The sequence below is a fragment of the Paraburkholderia solisilvae genome, assembly GCF_902859875.1.
GTDB classification, from domain to species: domain Bacteria; phylum Pseudomonadota; class Gammaproteobacteria; order Burkholderiales; family Burkholderiaceae; genus Paraburkholderia; species Paraburkholderia solisilvae.
The window spans coordinates 25,071-43,078 of sequence record NZ_CADIKF010000060.1 but is presented as its reverse complement, the minus strand read 5'-3'; the positions used below and the strand labels follow the sequence as shown (position 1 = coordinate 43,078).

The 18,008-nt window shown below is 58.5% G+C and carries 16 protein-coding genes and 3 pseudogenes; 6 read left to right on the top strand and 13 right to left on the bottom strand.

What is annotated here, in order from left to right:
* Positions 1–744: ComEC/Rec2 family competence protein (locus HV675_RS27385; protein ID WP_175114585.1), on the top strand; the 744-nt coding region annotated here is incomplete at its 5' end.
* On the opposite strand, the gene HV675_RS27380 is transcribed toward HV675_RS27385, so the two are convergent.
* Positions 723–1,796: a tyrosine-type recombinase/integrase gene (locus tag HV675_RS27380; RefSeq protein WP_175114584.1), complete on the bottom strand. Its 1,074-nt coding sequence runs from the start codon at positions 1,794–1,796 to the stop codon at positions 723–725. The genes HV675_RS27385 and HV675_RS27380 overlap by 22 nt on opposite strands.
* Positions 1,797–2,835: 1,039 nt before the next feature.
* Positions 2,836–3,096, bottom strand: coding sequence for a helix-turn-helix domain-containing protein (locus tag HV675_RS27375; RefSeq protein ID WP_175114583.1), 261 nt, complete (start codon positions 3,094–3,096; stop codon positions 2,836–2,838).
* 490 nt (positions 3,097–3,586) lie between these two features.
* On the opposite strand from HV675_RS27375, the gene HV675_RS27370 reads away from it, so the two are divergent.
* The 4 genes from HV675_RS27370 to HV675_RS27360 all read left to right on the top strand — a co-directional run bounded on the left by HV675_RS27370 (position 3,587) and on the right by HV675_RS27360 (position 7,163).
* Complete coding sequence (locus tag HV675_RS27370; protein WP_246270576.1) at positions 3,587–4,396, top strand: class I SAM-dependent methyltransferase; 810 nt, start codon at positions 3,587–3,589, stop codon at positions 4,394–4,396.
* Between the two features lie 428 nt (positions 4,397–4,824).
* Complete coding sequence (locus HV675_RS32810) at positions 4,825–4,956, top strand: hypothetical protein (RefSeq protein ID WP_281364148.1); 132 nt, start codon at positions 4,825–4,827, stop codon at positions 4,954–4,956.
* 367 nt (positions 4,957–5,323) lie between these two features.
* Positions 5,324–6,220 carry a hypothetical protein gene (locus HV675_RS27365; RefSeq protein ID WP_175114582.1) on the top strand — a complete coding sequence of 299 codons (897 nt, stop codon included), beginning with the start codon at positions 5,324–5,326 and terminating at the stop codon, positions 6,218–6,220.
* A gap of 196 nt (positions 6,221–6,416) precedes the next feature.
* On the top strand, positions 6,417–7,163 hold the full coding sequence (locus tag HV675_RS27360; RefSeq protein WP_175114581.1) for a hypothetical protein: 747 nt from the start codon (positions 6,417–6,419) through the stop codon (positions 7,161–7,163).
* A gap of 374 nt (positions 7,164–7,537) precedes the next feature.
* On the opposite strand, the gene HV675_RS27355 is transcribed toward HV675_RS27360, so the two are convergent.
* From HV675_RS27355 to HV675_RS27345, 3 genes and pseudogenes are all read right to left on the bottom strand, one after another.
* On the bottom strand, positions 7,538–7,891 hold the full coding sequence (locus HV675_RS27355; protein ID WP_217478279.1) for a hypothetical protein: 354 nt from the start codon (positions 7,889–7,891) through the stop codon (positions 7,538–7,540).
* A pseudogene (locus HV675_RS33015) lies at positions 7,891–8,208 on the bottom strand (HORMA-1 domain-containing protein); the annotation flags it as partial. The gene HV675_RS27355 and the pseudogene HV675_RS33015, both read right to left, overlap by 1 nt.
* 68 nt (positions 8,209–8,276) lie before the next feature.
* Positions 8,277–8,765: pseudogene (locus tag HV675_RS27345) on the bottom strand (LysR family transcriptional regulator); the annotation flags it as partial.
* A 143-nt stretch (positions 8,766–8,908) separates the two neighbouring features.
* On the opposite strand from HV675_RS27345, the gene HV675_RS27340 reads away from it, so the two are divergent.
* The gene (locus tag HV675_RS27340; RefSeq protein ID WP_175114580.1) at positions 8,909–9,661 is read left to right on the top strand and encodes an SDR family oxidoreductase; all 753 of its coding nucleotides are present in this window, start codon (positions 8,909–8,911) and stop codon (positions 9,659–9,661) included.
* A gap of 116 nt (positions 9,662–9,777) precedes the next feature.
* On the opposite strand, the pseudogene HV675_RS27335 reads toward HV675_RS27340, so the two are convergent.
* The 8 genes and pseudogenes from HV675_RS27335 to HV675_RS27300 all read right to left on the bottom strand — a co-directional run.
* Positions 9,778–10,021, bottom strand: a pseudogene (locus HV675_RS27335) (Kdo hydroxylase family protein); the annotation flags it as partial.
* A 369-nt stretch (positions 10,022–10,390) separates the two neighbouring features.
* Complete coding sequence (locus HV675_RS27330) at positions 10,391–10,738, bottom strand: hypothetical protein (protein ID WP_175114579.1); 348 nt, start codon at positions 10,736–10,738, stop codon at positions 10,391–10,393.
* A 437-nt stretch (positions 10,739–11,175) separates the two neighbouring features.
* Positions 11,176–11,394 (bottom strand): hypothetical protein, encoded by a 219-nt coding sequence (locus HV675_RS27325; protein WP_175114578.1) that lies wholly within the window; start codon positions 11,392–11,394, stop codon positions 11,176–11,178.
* 253 nt (positions 11,395–11,647) lie between these two features.
* The gene (locus tag HV675_RS27320; protein ID WP_246270574.1) at positions 11,648–13,474 is read right to left on the bottom strand and encodes an autotransporter family protein; all 1,827 of its coding nucleotides are present in this window, start codon (positions 13,472–13,474) and stop codon (positions 11,648–11,650) included.
* Positions 13,380–14,552, bottom strand: coding sequence for a hypothetical protein (locus HV675_RS27315; protein WP_175114577.1), 1,173 nt, complete (start codon positions 14,550–14,552; stop codon positions 13,380–13,382). The genes HV675_RS27320 and HV675_RS27315 overlap by 95 nt, the downstream gene beginning before the upstream one ends.
* A 554-nt stretch (positions 14,553–15,106) precedes the next feature.
* Entirely contained in the window at positions 15,107–16,507 is a 1,401-nt protein-coding gene (gene otsA, locus HV675_RS27310) for an alpha,alpha-trehalose-phosphate synthase (UDP-forming) (RefSeq protein ID WP_175114576.1), read from the bottom strand.
* 147 nt (positions 16,508–16,654) lie between these two features.
* Positions 16,655–16,852, bottom strand: a complete 198-nt coding sequence (locus tag HV675_RS27305; RefSeq protein ID WP_175114575.1) for a ribbon-helix-helix protein, CopG family — start codon at positions 16,850–16,852, stop codon at positions 16,655–16,657.
* Between the two features lie 257 nt (positions 16,853–17,109).
* Positions 17,110–17,877 carry a spermine/spermidine synthase domain-containing protein gene (locus HV675_RS27300; protein WP_446687011.1) on the bottom strand — a complete coding sequence of 256 codons (768 nt, stop codon included), beginning with the start codon at positions 17,875–17,877 and terminating at the stop codon, positions 17,110–17,112.
* Between the last annotated feature and the right edge of the window lie 131 nt (positions 17,878–18,008).

Here is an 18,008-nt window from a genome sequence, read left to right as displayed (position 1 = left end):
CTGCGCTGGGCGGCGCCGCTCGCGTGGCTGCCGTTGCTCGTGCCGCCGCCGTCCGGGCCGCCGCACGGCGCGCTCCGCCTGACCGCGCTCGACATCGGCCAGGGCTCGGCGATCGTCGTCGAGACCGCGCATCACGTGTTGCTGTTCGATGCGGGACCCGGTCCGGAATCGACGCACGCGGGCGAGCGGGTGGTCGTGCCGTATCTGCAGGCGGCGGGCGTGCACGCGCTCGATACGCTGGTGATCAGCCACGCCGATTCCGATCACTCGGGCGGCGCCGCAGCGGTGCTCGATGGCGTCGAAGTGCGTCAGTTGCTGGCCGCCTTGCCGCCGGATCACGCGTTGTGGCAACGCGCGCGAGCCACGGGCGCGCTGGGCGTGCCGTGCGCGGCCGGTCAGCATTGGCAGTGGGATGGCGTCGACTTTGCGATGCTATGGCCCGATGCGGGTCCGTTGCGTGGCAAGCCCAACGCGCACTGTTGCGTATTGCGTGTGAGCACCGCCGCACGCGCGACTGCCGACCCCGGCGCGCCGCCGCGTACCGCATTGACCGCGCTCCTTGCCGCGGACATCGAAGCGCCGGTCGAGCGGACCTTGCTCACGCGGGCGCGCGACGCGCTGCGCGCGCAGATCCTGCTCGTGCCGCATCACGGCAGCAAAACCTCGTCGACCGAACCTTTCCTCGATTCGATTGATCCGCTCATCGCGGTATTTCAGGTAGGCTACTTTAAATACCTTCCCTGAGATCCATACGCCACAAGGGTTTGCGGCGCTTTTACTTCCTGCTGTGACCAGATTGTGACCGCTTCCGCGTGCTGTGCCAGATGGTCCGGCGCAAGGTGAGCGTAGCGCAGCACGTGCTCATATTTTGTCCACCCACCCAACTCCATCAACCGATTCAGCGGCGTGCCTGCCTGGACGTGCCAGCTTGCCCAAGTGTGCCGGATATCGTGGAACCGGAAATTCTCGATAGCTGCACGTTTGCACTGGTTCTGCCATTGCTCACTGGTCACATCCGGAATGACTTTGCCGCGCCGCGAGAAAACGTGCGTAGGGTGCCTTCCGATCCAGCGCCGAATGACGGCTACAGCGTCTTCATTCAACGGCACGCCGATGGCTTTGCGGGCCTTCGCTTGATCCGGATGAACCCACGCGCGCCGCTTCACTAGGTCAACCTGCGACCATTCAAGCCCGAGCAGATTCGCCCGTCGCAATCCGGTTGCAAAACCGAGTGTTGCAACGTCGCGTAGCCATTCGGTATTGATTGCCGCAATCAGCCTTTGCGCTTCCTCACGCGTAATCCAGCGGACGCGCTTGTTTGCTACCCGTGTTTCCTCAAGAATCGGAGCGCGGTCGATCCATTCCCATTTGAGCGCGAGATTGAATAAGTGCCTCATGGTGCCGAGATACAAGTTCTTCGTTTTGACGGCCAGCGGTTTAGGCTGTTTCGCGCGCGCGCTCAATTGGGGCAGTGCTTCGTAAATCTCGTCACGAGTAATCGACTCGAGCAAGCGACCGGTAAAAAACTGCCGGAAATGCCGAATATGGATTTCAAGATTCACACGCGAACTAAGGTGCGTTGATTCTCTCAACATCCGTAATGCGGCTTCATCCCATGTACGTTTCGGTCTTTCACCAAGTTTCGAAACGCGCCACAATTCAGCTTTCAATCTGTCGTGATACTCTTCAGCCTCCTTTTTGTTGGTCGTGCCAGTAGATTGTCTAATTCGCTCGCCACCTGGCGCGCGGATGTCAACGTGCCAAATGTCCGAGCCGTTGCGCTTACGGAGTGGCATTTCTTCTCCTTCGGTCCCGTCCGCGCCGGTCGGCACGAATTATACTCTGTTGTGGTCTTCAGTTTTTCAGGCCAGATTCGCCATTGCTTGCCAATCCGGAAAAAGCCCATTTCCGTCTTATGGGCGAAGAGCGTCGCGTAACTTACGCCAAGCAGGGTGGCGGCTTCCTGTAAGGAAAGCGCTTTGTTGGTCGAAGCGTCGCTTTCGAAGTCTGTATTTTTGTTGTCTTTCGTCATTCGTAGTAATTGTTGAATTGAATAAGGAAAGGTTATAGGTAGTAGGGAGCGCTTTCAAATAATTTTTGGTCTAATTAAATGTACTTTCTTTAGAATCAGATGTTTGAAATTTTTCACATCATTTTATTATTTATAATAACCGTTGTATTTCGGCAACAAAACAAAAAGCCAGCTACTCTTTTCGAATAGCTGGGCCTCTTTGAGCGCGGTGATGCGGTGCGCCTCGCCTGCACACGAGAAGGGCTGATTTGTAAAGGTCCGGGCTTGATATGACAGTCGCAGTCAGATCAGGTCGTAGGCGTGTGATGCGAGTGCGGCGTGCCACCCATTCCTATCTGCCGCCGGATTTTAGACTCCAGCTTGGGATTGTGCGACTTGCCGACGACAGATAGCAGAATCAGATGCGCCAGCGGTGCGATCGATAAGATTGCTTTCTTTTGCGTATCATCGCCTCCGGGCGAGAGCGGCTGACTTTGCTGCACTTAACCGCGCGACGGAATGTGAGGAAGTCGCCGCCTTCGGGTTCGGTAGTTCCGGTGCGTTCGCGGTACATGCGCGTTAAACACACCGCAGCAAACTCAACATCGTGGTGTATCCCACCGTCGTACTGCATGATTGCCGCCCGTTCTTCCTAGAACCCGCTCGAATCCACGGCGCACCCAGTTGCGGCTCGCATAACACGCAAATCTGAACACCTGTTTCGACTTACAATTGGGTCGACACTTGTTCGGCGGTTGCCCTTACCGGCAAGAAGGGCCGGCGCAACATGATCCAATGGAGAGCTCCGCCTGATCCAAACTGCTTCAACGCGGAAGCACTTGAGGCGGTCCCGACGACTCAAGCTGGTCGATGAATTCGTGCACGTCGAATTCGAGCGCTTTCAGTACGTCCATAACTTCCGTGAGGTCCAGTCGTCTGCCGCCGCTTTCGTATCGCGATACGAACGATTGTGGCCGCCCTAGGCGCTCGGCAAGGTCTAGCTGCAAAAGTCCGCGCTGCCTCCGAATTTCGGTCAGAAGCACGGCAATGCGCTGGTTTCGCGGGTCGTGAAGTGGATGAGCCATGCGCCAGATTCTAGGGGGCACTCATGCGATATCTAGAATCTAGAATCTAGATATGTTATATTCGGTGAATGCGGACGGTAATGGCGATCTGGCTGCTAACAGCCATGGTGACAGGGCAGGCGATTGTGTACGACATGCGCCGACTTGCGGTGAACCGCGTTGGATTGTCGCGCACAGCTTGGTTTTTCGTCAGTACGTGTACCGGACCGTTCACAATCGTCGCCTACCTCGTTTGCCGACGCTCGGTTTTCCGCAAACTAATCTGTTCGGTGTGGAAGGTAATGGGTGACAGCACGCACGCCGAGCACATTCGACGGAAGCGGCTGATTGCTTTGCGCACGAACGGGCTCATAGGCGGACCTGTGTTTTGCCGCTGCCTGACGATGCTCGAATCCGGCGACAGGCTGCCGAAAAGCTAGTGTTCCCGCATCGCACTAATGCCGTGCGTGCTGGAATTAATAAATATGTAATCCTAAATAAAATGCGATCAATGCACGAATACACTGTGCTGCAGTCGGTCGAGAGCGCGCAACACAACGGGGATGCTTACATGCTTCTGCAATGCCCGGTCTGCGGAACAACGGGAGCATTGTATTTCGAGCGTAATAGCTATTACCTCGACCGGTGTCCGGCGTGCCTTTTCGTCTATGTGCGTAACGTTCCCTCCGAGCATGCACTGGCGGACTTCTACTTGACCGGCCACTCCGACGAAGGGGTGTTTGTTCCGGTTACGCAAAAACGCCTGAGCAGACGATTCAGCAAGGGAATCGAGAACTGGTGGCATGCATGGAACATCGTGCGTCACGCACGTGGGCGTCGGCGGTTGCTGGAAATCGGATACGGCGAGGGCCATCTTCTGAAAGCCCTGAAGTCGACCGCGCGCTTCGACCTAGAAGGAATTGATTACGCGACAGCCCCCGTTTCATACTTTCGGGCGCGCGGGCTTCGTGTCTTTTCGAGCAGTCTGCACGACCGGCGATATCCGGATGGTCATTGGGAATTCATCGTCGGCTTTCACGTGCTCGAACACGTTCAGCACCTGGACGAATTCATGAAGGAAGTCCGTCGCGTGCTGGCTGACCGCGGTCGCGTCTATTTCGTTGTTCCCTGCGTCACCCACTTCTCTGCGGTTCGCGCCGGACCGCAGTGGAAGCTCTTCGGGCCGCCGGGCCATCTGTGGCACTTCTCGGTTAAAGCAATGAAGCGGTTCATGGCTGACCAGGGTTTCCGCGTGATCTTCGCGCACTGCATTTCGAACCGGCCGCATCTGACCGTGCTGGCCGAAAAGACAACGGGGTAAAAACATGAGTAAGAAATCGACAGGGGTTTTGTCCGGTGTGGCCGCCGCCGCACTGGTTGCATTCACACTTCCGGGCGCACATGCGCAAGGCATTCCAACTGCGTGTGCTCAATACGTTAAGGCGCTGAAGGTTTGCGGCGCTGCGTACGTCCAGATGATGGGACTGACACAGCCGACACAGGCAGCCGAAGGGAAACAGCAACTCGAAACCGCTGAAAAGGGCTCGACGATAAGCCGCGAGCGGCAATCACGCGGGACGGCGCGCTGGCGGTCGCAGAGCGGTGCGCTTCACCCGAGTTCAAGGGCGGTGTGGCGCAGTCGATTGCGACCATCGTTACCATGCTCGGCTTCGGCGGTGGCATGACCGATGATTGCCAGAACGCTTACGCCGCGCTGCGCTGATTCTAGGTTCGGTACTGGAGTCGAACATGAAAGTGATCTTCAAGAAGCGGGACGCGACGGTCAGTGTAAAGACAGGTTTCTCATGGCCATTCCTCTTCGCGCTGATCTGCCCGCTCGTCGGCGCAATCGCATGCTTGCGTCGCCACCTTTACTTCTAGGCGGCGCTTCGTCGCGTGCATCATCGTGCAGACGCATCTGCAGCGCGGCGGCGCGGTGCGGAGCAGGCTGATTGATGTGTTTCCGGTACCCAACCGTTTTGCGAACAACGACAGCTACATGACCGCCCTGATTCTGTGGGTCATGTACGGCGCGTATGCGGCCCGATATGCATTCGCCGGAAACCGGCTCTGACAACGAAGACCCTGTTCAGGCGCGGCTAGGTCTGTCCTGTCGAGGCTCACGTGGTCTTTGCAGAGGCGACCTGAGCCTCTCGAAGATTAGTCCGCGCGTGATGCAGAACAAGGTCGAGCGCATTTACAAATCGACGGTCGCCGAATGACCGGTACCGTCCTGCGGAAGTCCGCGATGCTGAACTACATCTACCAGATTTTCTATTCCGACGAGAGTCGACGCGCGCTCGATCCGGGCTTCATTCCTCTCGACAACACGGCACAGCGTCCCGACTGGCGCGAGTACTGGCCGATGCGTAGGTATCTGCTGAGCAACGCGCTCGATGACAACGCCTGGTACGGTTTTTTGTCACCGAAGTTCAATGAGAAAACGAAGCTCACGTCCGATGACGTGTGCGCGTATCTGGCGAAGCAGCCAGGCGACACCGAAGTGGTAATCTTCTCGCCCTTCTTTGAGCAGAATGCGATTTTCCTGAATGTCTTCGAGCAGGCGAGCCATCATCATCCAGGCATTTCCAGTGCGCTGGCATTGGCGTGCAACGCAATCGCCCCTGCTTGCAACGCGTACCAGCTCGTCCAGTCCTCCGAACAGGTAGCGTTCTGCAATTACGTAATAGCGAAGCCGCGATTCTGGCGCGAATGGCTGACTGCGTGTGAGATGTTATTTGCGATTGCCGAGGCAAATATGGGCGCACTCGGCTCAATGTTAAATGAAGACGTACCGTACGGCGACATGCGACTTCCGGCGAAAGTCTTCGTCATCGAGCGTATCGCATCCCTGCTGCTTTCGATTAGGACCTTCAGGTCGCGAACCATCGAGATCGAGCGTACAACCCTATCGACGCCGGATTGGGCACCGCACACACGGGCCCTCATCATGCTCGATGCGCTGAAATACGCGGCGCTCGGGACCGGTCGCGACGAATACCTAAAGGTATTCAATCTGGAGCGCAATCTCCTGGCTGATACCGTCAACCGCGAGCGCGAGGAGAGAACCGACCCTGGCCGTGCCGTGACACAGATGAATCGTGCTGCCCGTCGAAAGGCAGGAAATGGAAAGCAGAGGAGATAGAGCACGATGTACACCGTACCGTCATCAGGCAACAAGCATAGCCTCGAAAAAACGACACTTACCGAGATTTCGACCGGTTTTACGGGGATTTATGCGCAACAAATAATGATTTGATCCGTGGCAAATCTGGATTGCCTAGCCGCTGACTGAGGCCGTACTATTCGCCCGTGGGAAAATCGAACAGCACGGGGACAAAGTGAAAAGATTCGAGAGGACGGTCAGCTTCTATGACCTGCGGGTTACCGACACGTCGCGAACGTTTGAGGCACCAGCAACCGTTTCCACAGCGACTGCGCTGCAACTCATAGCGTTAATCCCGCCAGAGGCGCGTCTGAAGACTTACAACAACGAGCACGTCTATTACATCAAGGACCTTTCCGTTTCCGACGACGGAACGTATGAAATCCTGATCAACAAGTGCGACAGACGGCTTGCCGATCCGAAGTTTTCCGATCCGGCAAATTACACATGGAGAGCCGCTGCGCGAGAGAGCAATGAAGGACTAGACTTCTCAAGCCATGTACTGATCAGACCATCCGATGACCCGCTCGATGCAAGGATAGCTCTGGTCGAAAATGCCACCGGACTGTCCATTACCTTCATTCAGCGCTTCTTCAATGCGTTACTTCGCGACGTAGAGCTTTTACGACCGGACGAGTTCCGGTTTCTTCATCCGGACGGCTCAGTGGACGCAAATGGGGCCCCCAAGACGTATCGTTGCCGCTTCTTCTTCAGATTCGACGGCCATCCCTCTGACTCTCTTGTCGACGCACTACGCGATGGACGTTTGAAGGCCATTGAACTCATCACGGACAGCAACAGGGAGGGGACGCTTGATGCTCATGGGTTTGTTCGTGAAGTTCGAAAAACGCTTGGGATAAAGCTCGGAAAACGTCGCACACAATCGACGGGTGAGTACGCTCAGAAGTTTTTTTCAGGCTAGAAGTCAGGCTTACGAAAGTGCTCGCATCGCGTTCACTGATTCCGATGGACTGGACCGTACCGTAAACGTCAGTACGGCGGATTTCACCGTACAGGCAGACTCGATCTTTGTGAAGCGTTCGGTGATTGATGGATTCGACGACGCGCTGGAGCAGTCACATGAAGCGCTAAACCCGGATATCAAGGTAAGAATGAGAGCGCTTCTCTGAGCCATGTTCTGCGCCGATTCACGCGACTGAGCAAGCGCGTCAGCTTCGTCGACGAGGAGAACGATTGCCCCACGCGAACGGCCGGTCGATCCCTTCAGCTTGGTTGCTGCCTCGACCGTTAGTCGAAGGCCGCGGACAGGAGCTGCGTCATTTCCCCGACCCGCCCCTAGCCGCGACTTGAGAGGCTCAGCGGGTACAGCGTGATCTCGATCTTCTCCTGTCGCGCGACGGCGTCCCCGATAGTCTCGGCCAACTCGGTCTTGCCGGAACCAACATCGCCCGCCCACACTACGAGCGGCGGACGCCGGAGCACGTGATTAAGCAGTCCCTCCGCGCTGGGGTAATGCTTCTGGGCCCAAGCCTTGAGGCCTGCGGGGGTCATCAGCAGACCGAGGATCTTGCTCAGGCGCTCTTTGTGGTCGTCAAGGCCGACCAGTCGCGCAAGCCGCTCCTGCGGCTCGAAATCCGGGAACGTCAGGCGACGCTCAAACAACTCATCGAGTGAAGGTTTGGTTTGCATCAATAGGCCCTCACGCTTGCGCGGTTCGGTGCCCGGCTGCCGGCCGAGTACGTCTTGTCGTCCAACAAATAGCCGTTCACCGTCGGTTGAGGCATTCCTGTGCGATAGAACGGCATCCGGCGCTTAAAGGCATCTTTCTGACTTTCCGACAGGCGTCCCCAGCCGCCGGGTATGTCACGTAGTTGTGGAAGGTCGCGCCCGAAACGTCGCAGCCCGGAAGCGGCCGGGCCCGGGTCGCCGTCATTAGCGGCCATGCCTGCGAGGTCGCGCGCCGTGTAACGCAGCGTCGGCTCGACCCACAGTCCGCCACGCAGAAAGCCGACCGTGAGCGTTCAAAAATATCCTGCCTTCAGCAACTCGATGGCCTCGCTCTCGTAGTTGACGATACTCGTTCGAACCTACCGATGCGGCGCGCACGCAGCGTGCTGTCCTCCAGATGCCCGATACGGATGGCCAGTTCGGCGCCCTCGTCGACAAGGTTCACGTACCGGTCGCCGATCTGCAGATCGAGCGTGAGGCCGGGGTAGCGAGCGAGGAAAGCCGGCACCAGCGGCAGCACGAACGCGTGCGCCAATGCCGTTGGACAGGCGACGCGCAGCAGCCCTGCGGGCTCTGTTTCATCGCGTAGTGAGGACTCCGATTCCGCGACTGCATCGAGTATCCGCCGGACCTCCGCGTAATAGCGCTCGCCCTCGGGCGTCAGAGCGAGCCGGCGCGTGGTCCGCAGCAGGAGCCGCGTCTGCAGATGTTCTTCCAGCGTAGCGACGTACCGGCTCACATTGGGTTGCCCAAGACCCAGGTCGCGCGCCGCAGCGGAAAAGCTGCCCGTTTCAACCGCGCGGGCGAAGCAGGTCATCTGCAGAAACCGATCCAAATCCCGCCTCCCCACACCTATGCAATTGAGGCATGAATTATATGCCAATTCCCAGTCTTATCGATTCACTGACATAGGTCCATGCTTCGGACTGGCCAGCCGCCACCGTGCCGCTGGCATTCATTTCACTCAGGAGCACTTCCATGTCCCGCCTGCAAGGCAAACGCACACTCATCACCGGCGGCACGACCGGCATCGGCCTCGCAACCGCAAAGCAGTTTCTGGCCGAAGGCGCGCGTGTAGTCATCACCGGGAACAACCCGGACAGGATTGCCAGCGCCCAGGTCGAACTGGGTTCCGATGTACTCGTGCTACGAGCCGATTCGGGCGATGTCACCAGGCAGCACCAGCTCGCGCAAACCATCGAGGCGCACTATGGCCAGCTCGACGTCGCCTTCCTGAATGCTGGCGTCTCCGTCTGGCAGCCGATCGAAGCATGGACGGAAGAGATGTTCGAGCGCTCGTTCGCCGTCAACGTCAAGGGGCCGTACTTTTTGATGCAGGCACTGTTGCCGGTCTTCTCCAGGCCGGCTTCGGTCGTGCTCAACACATCGATCAATGCACACGTAGGTGCGGCCCGATCGTCGGTCTATGCGGCGACCAAGGCGGCTTTGCTCAACTTCTCGAAGACGCTGTCGAGCGAACTGCTCGATCGCGGCGTGCGCGTCAACGCGGTCAGCCCCGGCCCGGTCGACACGCCGCTCTACGACAAACTCGGCATTCCCGACGCCTACCGTGAGCAGGTCAATCAGGACATCGTCCGTACCATTCCGACCGGCCGCTTCGGGAGGCCGGAAGAAGTCGCGAAAGCCGTGGTGTACCTCGCGGCGGACGAATCAGCGTGGACGCTCGGCGCCGAAATCGTGGTCGACGGAGGCCGCACGCTGAACGGCTGACATTAGGGATTGAAAACGCCGACGCCCGCGGAGCAGGCCTGGCGCCGGCGTTCAACGTGACTGCGCGAAGGCTCGGCATCGCCGCCAACGGCGACACCGGCGCACATGGGTGGCAATCAGTCACGCGGAACAAGATGTCGGCCGGACAGTCTCTCCAGAATCGCGAGCGGTCCGTAGGCGGACTGGAGCAATGCCATCGCATGCAGGAAGGATGTTTGCTTGAACATAAGCTGTCCGGACAGGACGGCGTGTGACGTCTGATCCGAAAAACAGACCCACGTACTACCCGCCTGGAAACTCGACAATTTCTTGTGCGCTGTCCTTCTGATAGCTCATGTCTGCCTTCATTGCATCGTGAATAGGACATGCGCAGGGCTTGGCTCGTTCATCGCCTGGAGCAGTAGAAATCGCACGGCGAAGCATTGATCGACTTTGGAAGCGGGGCAAGTGATGTCGAGGGACCGCCTCTTGGTCCAAAACGGCCGTTAGACATTGTCGTTATTGATGTCCCATATGGGTTGGTTACGGAAGCTCGAGACTGATGTGTCGTAGTGACCACTCGACCGACTTTGCCTTCCGAATTCGGCCGATAACCGATGTTCGTCCTGTCGCCTCGAATGTCCGATTTGTGTAGGCGCTGCAGCGCTTGATCGAGCCTGGACAATTGAAAGCGAACCGCGACAGTGTCTGTTTGTGGAAGTCGGATGCTTGCGACATGCAGTGGTCAGGTCAGCCCTCCTTTGGTCGTTGCTGCGACTTCTTGCCACCAGTCGTATTGTCGGTCTCGCGCAGTGCTGCGTTGGCCGTGACTAACAATGCTGCATCATGGTCGCGCAGCACCGCGTCGACCGCGTCGAAAGCTTTGTTCAGTTCCTTGTTCCCAGCCTTCGTCACATTGTCGCCTGCAGCGACGATGTCAGCCTCCTTCTTCAATCGCTTTACGAGTTTCGCGGCAAAGCGGCTATCTAGCGATCCGTCCTGGACGAGTCCCTTGACCTGTATTGTCAGCGCCACCAACGCCAGAACCGTTGTTGCATTCGAGTCGCTGTCATTGGCGGACGACATTTTCTTGCTCATCAAAATTCTCCAAAGTGTATTTGCTCTTGTCGAGCCAGAGCGACGTGGACGCACGAAGTTGCGATTCCGAAATGCCTCAGAATTCCATTGGTCGCGATTTCAAGTGGTCACCGCGCGGGCTTGTACCCCAAGCGCCATCGACGAGCGCGGAAAAGCGAATATTGCCCACCGCACTCGCCCATGCATTCACCCAGCGAGTAGCGAGCGTCTTCTCAACGTCCGCATCGGCGTGCATCAGACGGTCGGTCGCGAGTCGCAGGCGACCCGACGCGTATTGCTTGCGCGTGCATTCCCGGCAGCGGAACGAGACATCTTTATGCATCGCTGACGAGTGAAGGAGGTGGAAAGTAGCGAGGTCGATAGTATCCGAATGAAATGCCCTCCGAAGGCGGCCACCGTCTGCGTGACGGTTCGTGACAAGCTGCGTAACTGGCGAATCAGCTGCGTATGTCGACGTCTGAAAGCTCTGCTATCGCTTGGTTCCCATCAGCACGTGCGGCGTCCTCGACCGGAAAAGTTTTCTCACTGAAGGCAATCAGTTTGAATCCGCATCCCCTCGCTCGCGGAACGGTGATGCCCCAATGCCAGCCTCCGGCCTGCTCAAACACGTGCAATTCAAGGGAATCCGGGTGATGTGAACGCTGGAAAATCGACATGGCGCATGCTCCATATCAGAACTGCAAGCGCGCGAATAAAGGCTCGTTTTCCAGTCTATACATATTTTGCTGCGTCGCAATATGGAAATTGTGGCGGCAGTCAAATCATTGCGCTCCAAGTCCTGGATATCCGTTTTGCTAGCATGTACGGGCAGTCGAGCCCAGGTCGACAGCGTCCGCTTTCGGTCGGAACGTGCTCGTCATGTCAGTGGCGCACCGAAGAGTGGACAGTGCAAACCGCGATGCTTTTAATTCAACTGTTCTCATGTTTGTCGCCGGTGCACGCCGAAACCACGTCACCACGTGTAACGCACGCCGAGATCACCCTGTATGCCCTGACGTCGTCCCCGTCCGTGCCGCCAAGCGCGAACTGATATCCGGCCTGCGCATAAAGACTCATTCGCCGGCTGATTTTCGCGGTTATGCCGCCAGCGAACTCGAGCCGCGTCGCTTCTTCCGCGAGCGGCACAGCGTCGTTACCAAACAGCGTAGTCGCGTCGCCACCCCAATCACGCCAGAGGTTCGCACGCGCATACGGCTGCCAGACCTCCCCGTCGGTGCGCTCGATGGTCCACTGACCGCGTACGCCGATGCGTCCGGTCAGGCCGGTCGTCGTGCCTGGATCGATGGGCTCCGTGCCATCGCTTCGCGCGCTGAAATCGACGCGTTGCCAGATCAGTTGCATTTGTGGCTCGAGAATAAAGCTGGCCCCAAGCGGCAGCGGGATCGGGTAGCCGCCCTCCAGGGACGTGATGAAGCCGTGACCGTTCGCTGGCAAGGTCGAGGTTTGAGTCGTCGCTTCGCCGTCGTAAGCCGTGCCCTGGAACACGGCATCGAGATACCAGCCGCCGGGGCCGTAATGCGTCCAGTAGGCGCCGCCCGAGTATGCATTCAGATTGAGCCGTCCCGTACGTGTCATTTCGTACGCGGTGGCCGCGGCGTTGGTCACGAGACCATCGACGCTGACATTGCTGTTGCCGTACGCGAAGTAGAGACCCGCGACATCACGATGGCCGGGCCATAAGCTGCCGCGCCACAGATCGAGTCCTGCTTGCAGGCCGAGCAACTGGCCGCCTGTTTCCGGATTGGCGTAGGCGCGATAACGGTTGTCGATCTGTTGCGCAATGATGCGCCCCCAAGCGGAATCGACCCAGCCTTCGCGATCGGCAGCGACGTTCTGACTCGTGAGCGTGTCGCCGATGCGCTCGTGCAGCGTGCCGAGCATCGTGACGCCCATTTGTCGCGCGATCGGTTGAATCACACCGTAGGTCGCGAGCTCAGGGCCGACGATCGGGTAGAGCTGACCTGGCACAAGCTCGGCAGGCGGCGGATCTTCCGCGAACGACGGCGGCCCGGGCTTGACCTCGGCTGGCGGAATAGTTTCGCTGGGCGGTGTCGTCGTGCCCGGTGGCGTTGTCGTACCCGGTGGCTGTGTCGTCCCCGGCGGCTCGACAGTGCCGGGCGGCACCACCAGAGGAGGTGGCGCAACGAAAGCCGACCGCAGAAACCAGTCGTTGGGGCTGCCACCGGTGATGCTGCCGCGAAAGAGGTCGTAGTAGTAGGCGCCCGCGCGCAGCCGCTGCGGCAGCGAAAATGCGCCTGAAGCGCCCGTCGCGCCATTGATGGTCTGCACAACCTGAATTCCGTCGGCTTGTGTCATCGCACCGGGGCCGGTCGTGTTGTGGACGACGAGCGTCGTCGCGCCCGTCGCGGTGCCGCCATTGACGATCAGACGGTCCGACGGCGAACCGTCACCGCCGAGGTACGTGTTGATCTGCATCAATGCGCTCGTGCCGCTATAGCTGCCCGCCGTGATTGTCTTGTAGCCGGCCGCCTGCGTAACGTCGCCTGTTGGCGCGGCAAAGACGATCGTGCTTGCGTTGCTAACGAGGGTGGTCGCCGACGAATTGCCAGTCACCGTCCAGACAGAACCGTCATGCAGCGTGACGTTGTTCGTGCTGCCCGCGCCCGTCGTGATCGCGCCGCTAAGTGTAGATTGTCCCGCGTCGAATGTAGTGACCGACGGCGCCTGCGTGCTCAACAGCACACCGTTGTTGTCGACGGCGGTCGTGCCAGTCAACCTGATGCTCGCATTCGCGCCTTGCACGCGGAAGGAGTCCGCCGTTGAACTCACGGTCGTATTGGCGCGTGAGCGAATTGGCCACGCCAGCCGAACCGTTGACGAAAAAGCCGACTGACCCGCTTCCCGTCGCGCTCACGGAGCCGCCGCTGATCGACATCGTGCCGCCGTTTTGCACCGTCCCGGCGGACGACTGGCCGCCGGTGACGCCGATAGCGACATCGTTCGCACTCAGTGCCGCGCCCTGAGCCATGAGGGCTGTTTCGCCGCTCGTTCCCGTCATCGTGACGGAGCCGCCGCTCAGCTGCACGGTGCTTCCGCTTGCCGATTTCACCGCGACGTTGTTGCCCGACGCGGAGATGTTGATCGTCGTGCCGCTTGCCGTCAATGAACTCCCGTTTTCAGCGAGTATGCCCGTGAGGCCGCCGCCTGGTGAACTGAGGGTAACGCTGCTATCCGCCAACGCGATGCTTGCACCAAGCGTGCTGTGCACGCCGAAGTCACCACCTCCGGTGGAGCCGCTGATCGTAATGTTGTTCGCAGTGATGCGGCTACTGGTGCCCGTAGCGAGCAGTACCTGGCTGCCGCCACCGGACTGGATCGAGATCGACGTGCCGCTTTCCAGATCGATGAGTGCGCCGTTCGCGGCTTCGGCCATGATATTGCCGCTGCCGGGCAGGTTGACGACCAGTCCTGTCGCCGAGATCTGGCTGCCCCCACCGGTTGCGAACAGGCCGATCAGGCCGCCGGCTCCGCTGAAGCGCTCGACGATTTTAGAGTTGCCCGCCGCAGGGTCGATGCCGAACAGGATCGACCCTCCATTCTGCGCGATGGCTGCAGTGCCGAACGGGACATCGACGGTCACGCCGTTTGCGGTAATTGCCCCGCTGCCCGTTGCGGTAATACGTCCGGCGCCAGGTCCCGGTGGCACGGTACATGCGCCGCCGCTATTGTTGTATTCACCGCCGGACGATGAGCAATTTGCGGCATGTGCTATGGAAATAGCAAAAAATACAACGTGAAGATCAGCAAAAGTTTTAATGCTAAAAGCAGCTTCCGGCCAATTGAAAATGGCCACGGCTTTAGACTGAAATCGATAGATGCTTTTCCTGAAGCCATGACATGACCTCGTCGAGGGCTGTCTTGTCGCTCTGGAATTCTTGTCGACGATTACGGGTTTTTCAATAAAAAAATAAATTGATTCCTATTTATAGGCAGGCGCCTGATGCTGCTTCACAATTTGATTGTTCTTGCTTTATGCGAAATCGATGACTTGCTGAAATGGCATCTCGCTTGCGGGAGAGCACCCAGTGATGCAAATCGGGAAAATCCCCTTGATACGCCACACCAGAAAATCCCGCAATGCCACGGCTGGTTCCATGACCGCGCAGTGCGGCCTACACAGGGTTTCGCTTTACGTGCGGCTGCGAAAGCGTCTTCTCGCTAGTAGTTACGCTTCGCATTGCCCCAGTCGATGGTCTGTGAATAGCAGACCGGTGGCACTTTCCCGGCGGTTCGCGTGATGCATTGAGAGTTTTTCCGCGCCCGATGGAGCGTCATATGATCTCCCGCGCGGGCTGGTGCCACGACCGCCGAACACCGGTTTAAACAGTATGCGTTGCCGGTCGGCGTCTAGGAAGCCATGTCGGTCGTTGCCGTCTGTGCAAGTGCATCCAGGAAGCTGGAAGACCACCAACGCACATCGAACTGGCGTATCTGGCTCATCAGTGTCTTATGCCGCCTGATGCGCTCGTCAAGCGGCATCGTGAGCGCGCGCTGGATGGAGTGAGCCGTTCCTTGTGTGTCGTACGGATTGACCAGCAGCGCGTCCTTCAATTGCTCAGCCGCGCCGGCAAAACGGGACAATACCAGCACACCCGGGTCGGTCGGATCTTGCGCGGCGATAAACTCCTTGGCTACGAGATTCATGCCGTCGCGCAAAGGGGTAACGAGTGCAACGCGGCTTGCGCGATACAGGCCAGGTAACCGCTTGCGAGCGACATTGCGATGGATGTAGCGCACCGGCATCCAGTCGAGTTCGCCATACTCGCCGTTGATTGCGCCACACAGACTGTCCATTTGCGAACGTAGAATGCTGTATGCGCTCACGTCCTCGCGGCTTGGCGAAGCGATCTGAATAAGCGTGGCGCTGTTGCGGTTCTCCGGGTAGAGGGCGAGAAGTTCTCGAAACGCATTGACCCGCTGCGGTAGACCCTTCGAGTAATCGAGCCGGTCGACTCCGAGAAGGAGGCGGCGTCTCGAGTACTCCTCACGCATTCGGTTGAACATCTCGATACCGTCCTGCGCAGTGGCAAGGTCTGAAAAGCCGTCCACATCAATGCCGATCGGAAACGCGCCGACGCGCACAGACCGGTTAAACGCCAGAAGGCGGTTGTCTGGCAGGGGAGAGGCACCGGCTTCCGATTCGACGTAGCTGGTGAAATGTGCGACGTCCGCGGGACTCTGGAAGCCGACAAGATCATAGGCAAACAGCGAGCGCATGAGCCATTCATGCTCGGGTATGGCTGCCATGATCAAAGGCGGTGGCATTGGAATATGCAGAAAAAAGCCGATCCGGTTTGTGCATCCCATCGCACGCAACTCCGCGGCCAGCGGAATCAGATGGTAGTCGTGAACCCAGATGAGATCGTCGGCCCGCAGCAGGGGCATCAACCTGCTGGCAAACTGGCGATTGACACGCCGGTAAGTTGCGGTGAACCGGATATCGAAGTTTGCGAGATCGAGCCGGTAGTGAAACACGGGCCACAGGACATCGTTCGCATACCCAAGATAGTATCCGGCGTAATCTTCCTGCGTGAGATCGCAGGTGGCCAGTTTGATGTTGCCGACCGTTTGCAGTCGGACTTCTCCATGAGTGCCCTGGCCGGACTCGGTGTCATGGATGTTTCCGCTCCAGCCGAACCAGAGTCCACCTGTCTGCTCCAGGCTTTCCTTGACAGCTACTGCAAGTCCACCGGCAGCGGCTTTACGAGGATCGGCGACGCGATTCGAAACAACGACCAGACGACTCACAAGCTATTTCCCCCAAGCTGAGCAGACTACCCCGGGAGAGTCGATTCCAAAGAATTGACGGACTGCCAGGCTGGCCGTTCCGTGATACTGGTTCGAGATACTTACGATCTGATCTGATTTTTATCTGAAGTCAGACGGTGTGAGTTGTCAGGTACCCTTCCGGCGCGGGTGCGGCCCGACCGTACTTCGTGTCCGATAAGTGACGCCGTGCTGCTCAAGATACTCGCGGATCAGTTGTCGCACCACCTGGGAAGGTGTCAGATCCTGTGACGCACACAATTTCTCGAACGCTTCTTTCTTCACCGGATCGATCAGCACCGTCAACCGGGCAGTTTTCGTTTCCATGTCAGCAGCATCTTCTTCAGCGTATGTTAATCCAATTATAATACACCGACTCGAAGTTGCATGTCACGGGTGTCCAGAGTGAGGTTTGCCATTAACGCCTGGCAGACTCATTGCGTTCTGGAGCACATTGCGTCGGCTGTCGGCGGGATGGGAAAGAATGCCACTGGCTCTGCCAATCCGGTTTTCGGTCGTTACTGCTGTCATGTCCTGTTTCCTCGAGGCGACATTGTCGATTCACGACGACCATAAAATCGACGCTATCGGCTGGATGGCGAACGGCTACGCGGTGCCGCGCCTGTCGCGCGGGCATTCCAGTCGATGTGCATGCCGTATTCGAGTCGCACCGCAGTTTCCCGAAGGTCCAGCGTGTGAGCGCGCTGAAGACTATCGGCTCGCGTAAGCATGGCGTCAAGAGTAGGCCGCGCAATCGACTCCTTCCACGCGAAGACGGCTACGTTGTCAATGCTGTCTTCGGCTGGAGCAAGCGCTACTGCATTGCCGAACACCTGTCTGATCGAGCTTACGCAGCGGTGGAAACAGGGGGCGTCGCTCATCAGATTGACCACAAGCACACCGTCATCGGCCAGTCTGCGGTGACATTGCTGGTAGAAGGACGTGCTGCGCAACTCTGCTGGCAGACCAGCGGCATGAAAGCCGTCGACCAGCAGTACATCAGGATGGCGACCCGGGAGCGTGACATAGTGCGCACCGTCGGCGCAAACTACCTGGAAACGGTCGTCGTCGCGTGGCACACGGAAGCGCTCGCGCAGAGCAATCACTTCAGCGTTGATCTCGACGGCAACGATCGATGTATCCGGCAGGTACCGATAACAATACTTCGCCAGCGAACCACCTCCCAGACCTATGATCGAGATACGACGGGGATACGGCTGGAACAGCAGAAAGCCCATCATGGTCCGCGTGTACCCCAGAGCGAGCTCGTACGGCGCATCTTTGAGCATGCAGCTCTGCACGCCGCGCGCATCGAAAAGAAGTGATACTGTCCGGCTTCCTTCCACAACCAGTGGTCGGCGCGCCGTCACTTTTTCCTGATGGTTCGCCTGGTCACCGTGACGCCGGTTGCTTCTCAGGCGTCTGCTAGCGTGCATGACGCAGATCCGGTTGCGGTTTGTCGATCACAGGTGAAACGATGTGG